This window comes from Niallia sp. FSL R7-0648 (assembly GCF_038007005.1).
GTDB lineage: Bacteria > Bacillota > Bacilli > Bacillales > Cytobacillaceae > Niallia > Niallia circulans.
In genome coordinates this window covers 3,809,572-3,822,682 of sequence record NZ_JBBOWE010000001.1, presented here as the reverse complement: position 1 = coordinate 3,822,682, position 13,111 = coordinate 3,809,572, and the positions used below count along the sequence as shown (strand labels likewise).

The following is a 13,111-nucleotide window of genomic DNA, read 5'->3' as shown; positions in this document are numbered from 1 at the left end:
TGTGTGAGTGATTTCAGTAGGAAATCCTCACACATATCTCATGAGGGAGGCCAGAATGATGGAAGTGAAATTGGCAGAATCTACAATGTCCAAAGTATCTAGTAAAGAGCACCGTGTGAAAATGAATAGGAGATGGTTCTTTATTTTCATCTCTCCATGGTTAATTGGGTTTCTTGGATTAACAGTAGGACCGATGATTTATTCGTTTATTATGAGCTTTACAGACTGGGATATGCTAACGAAAATGGAGTTTGTTGGACTGGAGAATTATATAAATCTTTTTAAAGACCAAATATTTCTCCTAAGCATAAAGAATACGTTCATTTATGCACTTATGAGTGTTCCAGTAAGCTTATTAGTTTCGCTTGGTATGGCATATTTACTTAGCTTTAAATTAAAAGGGATGAGATTTTTTAGAACCTTATATTATCTACCTGCAATTGTTCCTATCGTAGCCAGCTCTATTTTGTTTACCAATATTTTAGCTGCAAATGGATTGTTAAATAAAGTATTGGATTACGTTGGTATTGAAGGTCCAGCTTGGTTACTTGAAAAAGGAGCTGTGCTATATGGATTTGTCTTACTAGCACTTTGGGGTGTGGGAGGTACGATGGTCTTATTGCTTTCCGCAATTAACAGTATAGGGGATGAAATGTACGAAGCGGCAATGATGGAAGGAGCAAGCCGTATGAAAATGTTTAGAGCCATTACAATACCACTGATTTCACCAGTTATCTTCTTCAATTTAATTACGGGGATTATTGGATCCTTACAAACATTTACCCAAGTATACTTATTAACAGATGGTGGACCAGATAACGCCAGTTCTATGATTGTTCCTTATCTTTATAAAAATGCATTTTCCTATTATCGAATGGGATATGCTTCCGCGATGGCATGGGTCTTATTTGCGATCATTTTGGTTCTCTCTTTGATTGTCTTAAGATCATCCAAGATGTGGGTATTCTACGAAGAGGAGGTTAAATAATATGTTAGATAGACATTTAAATTTACCAAAGAAAATAGTGGTGTACCTTGTACTTTGTTTCTTTGGTTTCATATTATTTGCCCCATTTCTATATATGGTTTCGATATCGCTTGCGTCTCCGGAGACAAACATCATACAAAACTTCACCTTCTTTCCAAAGGAATTTTATTGGAGAAATTTCACAGAACTATTTTCTAATATATTTGGAGGATCTCGTCCGATTGGGTTATGGTTCTTAAATACTATGTTTGTTGTTATTTTAAGTATTATCGGGCAGATATTTTCAAGTTCATTGGTAGCATACGGATTTGCTCAGATGAAATATAAGCATAAGAACAAATACTTTTTATTATTGTTAGCAACAATGATGCTTCCTGCTCAAATAACACTGATTCCAGTTTTTGTTATCTTTAGAAATTTAGGTTTATATAATACGTTGTGGCCGTTAATTATTCCACAATTTTTTGCTTCAGCATATAACGTTTTCTTTACAAGGCAATTTATGACTGCTATTCCTGGTTCTCTTTATGAAGCAGCTGAGATGGACGGATTAAATAATTTTGGTATCTATCGGAAAATAGTATTACCTCTCATCATGCCTGCTTTGGCGGCAATTGCCATCTTTACTTTTAATCATGCTTGGGGAGATGTAATGGGCCCATTAATTTATATTTCCGATTCAAGTAAATTTACCTTAGCTTTAGGTGCTGCGAATTTATCAGCATCCACAAACCCTACAGGTACACTTAATACGTCTCTTGTTATGTGTTTATCATTGCTTTTATCAATACCACAAATCCTGTTGTATTTCTTTGGCCAGAAATATTTGTTCCAATTGAAATTGGGTGTAGGTAGCAGTGGAACGAAATAAGAAAGGAGTCACCTATGAAAAAAGACGAGTGGTTATACAGACTCTATCATTACTCTAGTTACTTTAACTATATTATTTGGTTATTTGAAGTGAATATGCTCTTTTTGCTCATGAACTTACCATTCGCAGTATTAATTTTTATTTTGGATATACGCCTAGGGACTTTGCCTATCCTTTATCTTTCAGCGGTGACGCTCATTCCTTCCATCTATGCTGTTATTAGTACGTTGAAAGATGTTACAACAGAGTCGAAGATTATGAAGAATTTCTTTATTCATTTAAAAATAGGATATAAAAGACTTTTGAAGCTGTCTTTAATATTGATGTTTTTTTTATGGATGATGGTCGGAAATATCTTTATTACTGCACAACTGCCAAGACTCCAAGTACTTTTTTGGTTAAACATCCTTTTTTTATTAGTTCTTATTACATTTACGATTAACTTCCTAATTGTAATGGCGAACTGGAAGCAGACCATGAAAGAAACAGCCATCTTGACTATTAAATTAGCAATAGTAAAGTCTATAAGAAGTAATCTGAATTTTTTAATTTTGATAGGAACCTTTATTTTATTGAAACTATTTCCAATCTATTTACTGATGTTTGGGGCATCAGTAGCTATTCTGTTATGTATGATAAATTTTAAACCAGTAATAGACTTTGTAAATCGAGAAATAGAAGAAGCGGCTTAGAAAAAGATTATCTGAAGAAGGAAGTACTGTTTATCTGCGGAAATGGGATATCCAAGGTCTTTTTTACATAGAGTATATTGGAAGTGGTTGTTTTTTCTTCTATCATACTAATGTAAACGTTATCGATATACTTGAGGTGAAAATTTTTATGACATTTTTACATTTTGCTAATACTCCACCGATGGGGTGGAACAGCTGGGATTGTTATGGTGCGTCTGTTAGAGAAGAAGAAGTGAGAGAGCATGCTTTATTTATGAGCAAGCATCTTAAATCATTTGGATGGGAGTATATTGTAGTAGATATTCAATGGGCAGAGCCAGCTGCCAAATCGACTAGATATAATCAATTTTTCCCTTTGAATATGGATGAATATTCTAGATTAATTCCGGCAGAGAATCGCTTTCCTTCTTCTAGTGATGGACAAGGTTTTAAAGCTTTGGGGGAATATATTCATCAATTAGGATTGAAGTTTGGCATTCATATCATGCGGGGAATTCCTAGACAGGCAGTTCATCAAAATACTGCTATTAAAGGAACGGATAAACGAGCTAGAGATATTGCGTTGAATAATATTTGTCCTTGGAATTCGGATATGTATGGGGTAAACGTTGATTTACCGGAAGGGCAACTATACTATGATTCTCTCATGGAACTTTATGCTTCTTGGGGTGTAGATTTCATTAAAGTGGATGATATCGCTTACTCAAGATTATATGATGATGCCCATAAAAAAGAAATTGCAGCAATTCGTAAAGCGATTGATAAAACTAAACGTCCGATAGTTCTTTCTTTATCTCCTGGCCCTGCACAGTTGAAAAATGGAACATTTTTGCAGGATCATGCCAATATGTGGAGGTTAACGGATGATTTTTGGGATCATTGGGATGCGTTATATCGAATGTTCGATCGAGCAGCTGAGTGGGTTTCCTATGTTCGTCTGGGAAATTGGCCAGATTGCGATATGTTACCATTGGGTCATATTGGAATTCGGGCTGTGGATGGAGGCGGGGGAGATAACTGGACAAGGTTCACAAAGGATGAACAGTATTTGTTAATGAGTTTATGGACCATTTTCCAATCCCCATTAATGTATGGTGGAACATTGCCGGATATTGATGATTTTACTTTAAGCTTATTTACAAATGAAGAAGTACTAGATATGTATCGAACGCTGACATATCGTCGTCAAGCTTATCGAGATGATAACTGGATCGTTTGGGAAGGGCGAAGTGAACATAATGAATATATTGCCCTCTTTAATGTAGGTAACTCTAACCTTGAGATTCCTAGTGAACTATCTAATAGATTTATTGGAGCGAATAAAGTAGTGCGAGATTTATGGGGAAAAAAGGATACTTGCTTGGAAAAACAAATAGTAAATGCTCATGGAGCAATATTAATTAGTAAGTAGCAACATGGAATGTCTGCATATCATTGTCATCTTAAATTCTATAAACTGCTGAACAGTCTGCATTTCTAGTAAAATTACAGCCTTACACTGTTAAAACAGTTAATAGTTTTTAAGGTGGTTCTTCTGAATTTCCTATTAACTCTACCATTTTAAGTAACCTACAAGCAGCAATTGCCGCAGCTCTATCATGCCTGCCACACCAGTCACAAATCGGTTTACTGGATGATTGAAATTCAACTAGAATCAAATCACTTTTTGATTGACAGAGAATTCATGAAGAAACATCTCCTGCATCTTGGCCACTGTGTGTTTTTAGATATTCCCTCCTATTTGTAAAAAGAAATAGAGAAGTATAAAAGGACAAATACAATATTTTACTACTTAAATAGAGAGGTGTATAAAATGAAGAGGTTTGAAATAAAGGATGATTTTTATCTAGATAATCAGGCATTCAAAATTATCTCAGGTGCCATCCATTATTTTCGGGTGGTTCCAGAGTACTGGTTAGACCGCTTAGAAAAATTAAAAGCATTGGGCTGTAATACGGTTGAAACTTATGTTCCTTGGAATTTACATGAGCCGCATCAAGGAATATACGATTTTGAAAAAAGATTGGATGTACGTAAATTTATTCAACTAGCTGGTGATTTAGGCTTGTATGTGATTTTTCGTCCAGCTCCATATATTTGTGCGGAATGGGAATTTGGGGGATTACCTTACTGGCTGATTAAAGATCCAAGTGTGAAAGTCCGCTTTGAGAATCCAAAATTTATGGAGAAAATTAATAGTTATTTTGCGCATCTTTTTCCTCAAGTTGTAGATTTGCAAATTACAAATGGCGGCCCTATCATTTTGATGCAGGTAGAAAATGAATATGGTGGATATGCCAATGATAAAAATTATATGGAGAGAATGGCGGACATGATGAAGAGTCATGGCGTAAATGTTCCGTTAGTCACCTCTGATGGACCTTGGGGAGATATGTTAGAAAATGGCTCTATCCCGGAAACGGCTTTACCAACTATTAACTGTGGTTCCAAAGTGAAGGAACATTTTAAACGACTTAGAGCATTTCATGGCACAAAAAAACCACTAATGGTGATGGAATTCTGGATTGGTTGGTTTGATGCATGGGGAGATGTCATTCATCATACGACAGATGCAGAGGAATCTGCACACGAATTAGCCGATATTTTAGAAGAAGGATCAGTAAATATTTATATGTTCCATGGGGGGACAAACTTTGGCTTTACAAGTGGTGCCAATTATTATGAGAAGTTGGCGCCAGATGTGACAAGTTATGATTATGATGCAGTATTAACAGAATGGGGCGATATTACACCGAAGTATCGTAAATTTCAAGAAGTAATTGCGAAATTTACCACTATACCTGAAGTACGTTTTTCAACAGAAATCGAAAAGATTGCTTATGGTAAATTAAAGGTACAGGCTAAAACATCCTTATTCCATAATCTTGATAAATTGAGCAAGAGGTTCCACCATAACTATCCACTGACAATGGAGGAGCTGAATCAAGGGACTGGATATATTTATTATCAAAGTCAAATTGGTAAGGCACGTCCAATTGAAGATTTTCGCTTGATTGAATGTATGGATCGTGCACAAATTTTTATTAATGAGAACCATATAGCCACGCAATATGATTTAGAAATAGGACGGAAGTTAGAATTTGAATTAACAGAACCTGAAAATCAATTAGGTATTCTAGTGGAAAATATGGGGAGAGTCAATTATTCCGTAAAAATGAATCATCAAGAAAAGGGAATTCGGGATGGGGTAATCATCAATGGAGCTTTTCAAAGTGAATGGGATATCTATTCTTTACCCATGGATAATCTGAACAAATTAGACTTTGAAGCACCCTGGCAATCCGGGCAGCCAGCTTTCTATCAGTTTACATTTAATGCTTCGACTATTGGAGATACATTTATCGATATAGAAGGATGGGGTAAAGGCTTTATAACCGTTAATGGGTTCAATATAGGCCGATTTTGGGAAAAAGGACCGCAGCAGCGTCTCTATATTCCAGGTCCTCTCTTAAAGCAAGGTATTAATGAAATTATTGTTTTTGAATCAGAAGGTAAGGTTGGAGAGTCGATTACATTAACAGATTTGCCTAAACTTAGTAAAGACTAAGTGATTATGTTTGGAAACGACTTTTTATAAAACTAAAGTTCTTTAGGAGGGAACAATGATAATTAACTCAAACAATTTCATGAAAATTGCCGCTCTGACTTTCATTACACTTTTTTCTCAGTACTTTATTGGACAAGAAGTATTAGCAAAGGAGAATTCCATTGATGATGCATTGATCGCAAGCTTTCATTTTGATGATCCGGTGAATGGGATTGTTGGTTCAGGGGCAAAGGCTGAAGTTCAAGGGAATCCTGTCTATGTAGATGCCCCACATGGAAAAGCAGCAAAGCTTAGTGAAACCTTTTGGCTTCAAGTCAAAAAGAAAAATGGAAAGCCATTGCTAAAAAGTAAAGACGAAATAACTATTTCTTATAATAGCAAACCGGAAGGAGGAAATGGTTGGGTATTTTATGCCTCCAGCGATGAAAAAACACAATCTTATCAACAGGAGCGTTATTTAGGAATAATGGATAAAACCAGTGGTGTCACAGTGGAACGATATAATAATACAGGTGCTCGACCAGGGAATAATCTAAGTGCTCCATCCAGTACCTCTTGGAAACATATTGATTTAGTGGTGAACAAAAATAGAACAACTATTTTTGTAGATGGAGTGCAGCAGGATACGAAGGAGAGTACGTATAAGCTAAAAGATATTTTATCGGAGACTGGAGGAATCATTCAATTAGGAAAAGCGAATTGGGGCAATGGAGAGTACTTTCAAGGATTAATTGATGATGTGAAAATTTATTCAAGAGCTCTAACAGAGGAAGAAATTGCAATGAGTTATCTAGCAAGTGAAAAAGAAAGCCTTGTAGAAATTTATAACGAATATAAGAATACAGAGAAGGGAACCTTTACGGAAAGCACTTGGAATAATATAACTCGAGCTTTAACAAATGCTGAAGCACTCCTTGCACAAGAGCAAATAACCATTCAAGACTTAAATATGGCTAAAACACAAATAGAGCAAGCTTTTCAATATGCAGCGCACGTTCGAGAAACAGTTGATTATTCGGAACTCGGAATCCCTGTAGGAGATACATGGTTGGATACAGAAGGAAATCATATTCAGGCACATGGAGGAGGCTTCTTACAACAAACAGCCCCGGATGGTAAACCAATCTATTATTGGGTTGGAGAGAATAAAATACACAATAGCGCAAACTTTTTTGCAGTGAGTTTATATTCATCAAGAAATTTGGTTAATTGGCAAAATGAAGGGAATATCTTGGACCAATTTTCGGAAACAGTACCTGGTGCTGAATTAGGATTACAGTATAGCAAGGTGGAACGGCCAAAGCTCCTTTATAACGAAAAAACAAAGAAATATGTATTATGGGGACACTGGGAGGATGGAAGTGGCTATTCCTCCAGTCAAATAATGGTGGCAACAGCTGATAAACCTGAAGGCCCATATGTGTTTCAAGGGCATTGGCGTCCAGGAGGAACCGAAAGAAATTGGAGAAGTAATAATGGATGGTATTCAGATGAAGAATATTTTAAAGCTGGAGATAGGGAGCAAATACCAGTCTCTGAACAAAACGATTCACAGAAATATGGTTATGTTTCGAGAGATTTCACTGTATTTCAAGAAGGAGATACCGCATACTTGATTTCTTCTGAAGGACATTCGATGAGAATCCACCGATTAAATGACCGTTTTGATGATGTAGACTTTACAACATATCCATTTTCATCATCAGATAGTAAGGATTCTGCTTTTGAATCTTATAACTTCTATGAAGGAGTTGGCAGAGAAGCGCCTGCAATCGTTCATGTGGAGAATGATGGATATTATCTAGTGACATCTGGTCAATCTGGGTGGCTGCCAAATCAGTCAACGGTTGGATATACAAACGATATAACAAATCCCGATGGGTGGACATCGCTAAAAGGAAGCGATGGACTCATCTTAGAGCATGCTGCACTTGGGAACAATAGTACGTATTATAGTCAATCAACCAATATTATGACGATCACTAAACAAGATGGAACAAAACAATATGTATATATGGGAGATCGTTGGAATTCGAAGCAATTGGGCGATTCTAGATATGTGTGGCTGCCATTAACCATTGACGGAGAGAATCATACTGCATCCATGAAATACGCCACTGGCTGGAAACTAAATGCTGAAGATGGAAATATCAGTTTGCCAGAGGGAATATCATTAGTTTCACAGGGGAAAAATGCTTATGGTTCAAATGAAGAAGATCCAGAAAGACCAATTGAATTAGCGAATGATGGGTATGACCTTAATTTAAGGACTTCAGGAGATGATACTCATTGGTACCGTCCGGGTAATGCCCCATTTGATTATACGGTCGATTTAGAAGAAGCATATGACCTTTCTAGAATAGATATTGCATTCCGATTATATAACGGATCAGAAATGTATTATCAATATAAGTTGTATGGTTCTAATAATAATGAGAATTGGGTTGAAATAGCGGATGAGTCCCAAAACACATGGGCAGGATTTAAATCAACACCTTTAAAAGGAAAATTTAGGTACGTTCGTCTTTCTGTATCTGCAATAAAGCGTGTGAATGATAATAGTAATGGGAACTGGGCTAATGGGTTAGTAGAAGTACAAGTATATGCAAGTAATGATATGGGAAATGTAACGAAAGAAGAGTAGAAAACACATACTGTTTGGATTACGAATCAAAAGACCAATCATGGGAAATACCACCAATTGGTCTTTTTTCTGGTCTGGAATAGTATTATTTTGATAGCTATCAATGGAAAACATTATTTATCTAAATACTCTCCCAAAAAAGATTCTTCATTTCGGTAAAAGCGCGGATCATAAATGCCGATTCTATTGTCGTCATCTACTACAACTACAAATGGTGACCATCTGTATAATGTTGCAGCTGCAGGATTTTCTGCAAATAGGTAATCAAGGTCCACTTCATCGCTTGAAGTAAGTCTATCCACAAAATTAGCTTTTGTTAGAAGGGAATCATTCATGATATCGACCGTCTCAGCATTTTTTCCGATAATGGTAAAATGCCAAGGGATAAAGCTGGCAGACAGGGCAACATCCTGATAATCCTTTTGATAGTTTTTATATAAAACAGCACCTTGAAGAGATTGGATAGCGATATGAAGTACAATTAGAATCCAGCCAATACGGAATAATACATGTGGCTTTATTTTAGGATACACTTTGGAACCAATAAAGGTTAATAAAAAGATAAACCATATCACTAAATCAACAATTGGAACTGTTCCAAAAGTTAAACGAACAGATGAAAATGGTTCGAGATAACCTGTTCCCCATGCGTTGAATACATCACTAGTATTGTGGATGAAAACGGCGAGAAGTGCAATATAATATGATTGAATTCCTTTTATTTTAAAAGCGAAACGATTGATCATGTAAAAGATTAAAGCCCATATAGGAGCTAGAAAAATAGTATGGGTGATGCCTCTATGCCACATCTGATACTGCCCTGTAGTGTCCCAGAGCTGGGAGATAACATCAATATCAGGGATTTGGCTGGCACCTATTGATGTAACAATCAGGGCATATTTTTCTTTTCTAGTCCTTTTTTCTTTATTAACACTTTTATAGATTCCTATACCAAATAAAGTATGTGTAATAGTATCCATATTTCCCCCGTTCTCACAATCAGTCCTTTAGTTTCTCCAATATTTTGATAAATAGTTCATTTTTGGTGGATGCTCTTTTATTCATTTTGACAAGATGATACATCACAATGATAAAAAAGAAAATCCAAGTAAATAGCTGTACAATGAAAGCAAAGTCAGCATTTACGCTAATTTCTATACGGAATATCTCTGGGTGTTGAATAAAATACAACAAGATACCAGCGAATAGAGTAGAAAAAATGGCCATAATGGTGGCAGGAAGGGAAACTGAGTTTCTTTGTGCCTTAAAGTAAGCTAGTAAGAGTTCTCTTTTTTCCTTCTCGATTTTAGTGAATGCCTGTTTGATAAGCTCAAGGTTGTCTATAAGATTATACTTCGGTTTAATGTCTTTCAAAAGATTTTGTTCCAGCCTTCTGCCGCCGTTTCCTCCATCATCAACCCATTCTAACAAACTTTTATAATGCTTCTTTTTCCAGCTTGTTTCACCATTAGACAGCAGATGCAAGAAGCTATCTAATAGAAACATAATAAAAACAGAAAGAAGGATGGAGAAAATGCCATTGATAGTGGTTTGATTTAACACTTCCAGTGAACTGCCTATTGCCAGTCCCGCAAATAACACAACAAAAATAAAAGTAGCCCATAATATCCTGTTCATAAAAATCATCACCAATACATGTATAATTTAAGTAATCTTTAACTTTACTTCCATTATAGCAAGTTCTTGGTAGGAAACATAGGGACGTTCGAAACTAGTAAAGTACGACTTAAAGTAATGAGTTGAAAATGGTCTATCATTAAAATGCGACGTTGCACTGGATTTTTCCAGTTAATTATCATGCTTTCCGGAGCTATTTCGAATGTTTTTGTAACCTCCATTCAATTTATTTAAAATAATAAGTCTAATTACATGGGTATAATTAACTATAATCCCCGAAGTGAATACTATTTAATTTCATTTTATGATAATATTGTACTATTGTTAGAAATTAATAAGAGGAGATGGGAAAATGAAAGAAGTAGTATTCTCGATGAATTTATTATTCTTTTGGATTAAGGGAAAAGTCGAAGTTGATAGTAGGTTTGTGAAAACAAATCTATCAAACACAATATTAGGATTTATTCCAGCAGGAAAAGATCAACAAAGCATTCCATTAAAAAATATTTCTGGGGCTATATTATCATCAAAATATCATATTAAACGCATTATTTTAGGACTATTTATATTTTTTATAGGATTAGGTTCTTTAAGTTCCAGTATTTTTGGATTGATTATACTCCTAATAGGTATAGGGATTGCTGGGAATGGTGTACAAACTATACTTACAATTGAAAAATCAGGGACAACCAATGTTATTAGTGTTCCTTTCTTTGAAAAACAAAAGATGCAATTATTACAGAATAGTATACATAATGCCTTAGCAGAAGATACAGATAAAACCGATCTAAATTTATTTTTTGATAAAAAATCACAAGAGGTATAAACTTTAATTTCATGAGATTAATGCTATTATATCAATATTATTAATTGTAAAATGAGGCTTCTAAAAAAGGGTTTATAGGTCTTTTTTAGAAGCCTAATCTATTTAAATTCACCAAAATGCAATAGAAATCCAACTCACTCTTATACCAAAACTCCTTCTATCTCCCCAGTACTTCAAAGGAAACAACTTTGCCTTCGTTTACTGCAATTAAGCCGTGGTCTGTTATTTTTAGGGCTGGGCTTACTGGCAGGGACAGGGTGCTTAATGACATGATGACATTATAATGTTCGTAACCTAATGACTTTAAAGTATCTGTTAATTCTTCTACTTGTGATGCTATGACTTCTAAAGGTTCTTCCGATAGAATGCCTCCAACTGGTAGTGGCACCATGGAGAGAATTTTTCCGTTATAGACACAGCAGATGCCGCCTTGGGTTTTGATGACTTCATTTGCAGCTAGCTGCATATCTGCTTTATTTTTCCCGACTACTAATAAGTTGTGATTATCATGGGAGTAGGTGGTGGCAACAGCACCCTTTTTTAAAATATCACCGCCGATTAAGCCATGTGCTTGATTGTTATTTTTCCCATAGCGTTCAAATGTTTTGACTAAACAATAAGCGCTATTCATCCATTGTAATTTTCCTGCTTCCACTGCAAGTGTATCTTGTCTTTCTTCTGTAAAAGTAGAGCCATTTTGTACATGGATCGTTCGAACAGTGACACTCTTTTTCTCTGTTTCGATAGGTACTTCAAAATCCTCTGCCTTTAAGGGAGCAAGCTTTACACTTTCATAGAAAGGGGCAGGAAATTGTTTGGAGACCGCTCTCTGCACATAAGGGAGGTCTCGCTCAAAAACTTTTTGGCCGTTTTTATATACAGCATCAATGGAAAAGTCTGCGACATTACTCACCATTACAAAATCAGCTATTTTTCCTGGGGCGATAACGCCTCTATCATACATTCTCATCCGCTGTGCAGGAGTATAGGTGCAAGCATAAATGGCATCCTCCATGGACATCCCCATGGCAATAGCTTTCTTCAGCAAGACATTTAAATGGCCTCTTCTTTGAAAAGAATCTGCCATTACATCATCTGTCACAAAGCAAAAATGTTCTTTAACTGGATTTGCACTGAGATAGTCGATTACTTCTTTTGTCATCGATTTCTCTTGAATTTCTAAAAACATGCCAATTGCAATTCTTTCCATCATTCCTTCCACAGTCTGGTGAGTATGGTCGGAGCCGACGCCAGCAAAAGCAATTCCTTGTAATTCATCATCTAATAGTTTAGGAACATGGCCTTCAATTATTAGTTCAGGATAGTTGTTGCGAACAAAGTCGAGAATTTGATTGGTTTTGCAATCTGGCTTTGTGAGAACATCATAGTAATTCATGATTTCGCCTAGGCATTTGATGGACTCTGTCTGCAGCAATTCTTCGATATCCTCTATTTCAATTGCGCCGCCGGTCGTTTCCATTGCAGTAGCGGGAACAGAGCTCGGAATGCCATAAAACATATCGACCACTTCATTTTTGCTTGCCTTAATCATTTCTTTTACCCCAGCAATTCCAAAAACATTGGCCATTTCATGGGGTTCTGGAACGATAGTTGTTACTCCATTCTTTATTAATCCATAGGAAAAGGTTGCAGGTGTAACCATCGTACTTTCAATATGCAAGTGAATATCAATTAAGCCTGGAATGATATATTTTCCATCAGCGTCAACCGTCTCTTTTGCTTGGAAAAATTCTCTTCCCTTTTTTCCGATATAAAAGAACTTTCCATCTTTAATCGCGATATTTTCTTTTCTAAATTGTTTAAAATAACTATTAAACACAATTCCGTTCAAAACGAGTGTATCTACTTGCACGAAAAACCCTC

The 13,111-nt window shown here is 35.9% G+C and carries 10 protein-coding genes; 7 read left to right on the top strand and 3 right to left on the bottom strand.

Annotated features, from left to right (window positions below; translation table 11 throughout):
• The first annotated feature begins 55 nt into the window (after positions 1 to 55).
• From NSQ89_RS18620 to NSQ89_RS18595, 6 genes are all read left to right on the top strand, one after another.
• Positions 56 to 988 (top strand): carbohydrate ABC transporter permease, encoded by a 933-nt coding sequence (locus tag NSQ89_RS18620; RefSeq protein WP_341133018.1) that lies wholly within the window; start codon positions 56 to 58, stop codon positions 986 to 988.
• A 1-nt stretch (position 989) separates the two neighbouring features.
• Complete coding sequence (locus tag NSQ89_RS18615; RefSeq protein WP_251688131.1) at positions 990 to 1,859, top strand: carbohydrate ABC transporter permease; 870 nt, start codon at positions 990 to 992, stop codon at positions 1,857 to 1,859.
• A 14-nt stretch (positions 1,860 to 1,873) separates the two neighbouring features.
• Entirely contained in the window at positions 1,874 to 2,551 is a 678-nt protein-coding gene (locus tag NSQ89_RS18610) for a hypothetical protein (protein ID WP_251688133.1), read from the top strand.
• Between the two features lie 148 nt (positions 2,552 to 2,699).
• Positions 2,700 to 3,962 (top strand): glycoside hydrolase family 27 protein, encoded by a 1,263-nt coding sequence (locus tag NSQ89_RS18605; protein WP_251688135.1) that lies wholly within the window; start codon positions 2,700 to 2,702, stop codon positions 3,960 to 3,962.
• Positions 3,963 to 4,364: 402 nt separating this feature from the next.
• Positions 4,365 to 6,119, top strand: coding sequence for a glycoside hydrolase family 35 protein (locus NSQ89_RS18600; protein ID WP_251688137.1), 1,755 nt, complete (start codon positions 4,365 to 4,367; stop codon positions 6,117 to 6,119).
• 55 nt (positions 6,120 to 6,174) lie between these two features.
• On the top strand, positions 6,175 to 8,763 hold the full coding sequence (locus tag NSQ89_RS18595; RefSeq protein WP_341133017.1) for a LamG-like jellyroll fold domain-containing protein: 2,589 nt from the start codon (positions 6,175 to 6,177) through the stop codon (positions 8,761 to 8,763).
• Positions 8,764 to 8,876: 113 nt separating this feature from the next.
• Here the strand turns inward: NSQ89_RS18595 and NSQ89_RS18590 are convergent, their stop codons facing one another.
• The gene (locus NSQ89_RS18590; protein WP_341133016.1) at positions 8,877 to 9,743 is read right to left on the bottom strand and encodes a metal-dependent hydrolase; all 867 of its coding nucleotides are present in this window, start codon (positions 9,741 to 9,743) and stop codon (positions 8,877 to 8,879) included.
• Positions 9,744 to 9,762: 19 nt separating this feature from the next.
• Positions 9,763 to 10,401 carry a hypothetical protein gene (locus NSQ89_RS18585; protein WP_251688143.1) on the bottom strand — a complete coding sequence of 213 codons (639 nt, stop codon included), beginning with the start codon at positions 10,399 to 10,401 and terminating at the stop codon, positions 9,763 to 9,765.
• 352 nt (positions 10,402 to 10,753) lie between these two features.
• Between NSQ89_RS18585 and NSQ89_RS18580 the strand changes: the two genes are divergently transcribed.
• Entirely contained in the window at positions 10,754 to 11,227 is a 474-nt protein-coding gene (locus NSQ89_RS18580) for a hypothetical protein (RefSeq protein ID WP_047944429.1), read from the top strand.
• Between the two features lie 157 nt (positions 11,228 to 11,384).
• Here the strand turns inward: NSQ89_RS18580 and NSQ89_RS18575 are convergent, their stop codons facing one another.
• Positions 11,385 to 13,100 carry an adenine deaminase C-terminal domain-containing protein gene (locus NSQ89_RS18575; protein WP_251688145.1) on the bottom strand — a complete coding sequence of 572 codons (1,716 nt, stop codon included), beginning with the start codon at positions 13,098 to 13,100 and terminating at the stop codon, positions 11,385 to 11,387.
• Positions 13,101 to 13,111: the final 11 nt, after the last annotated feature.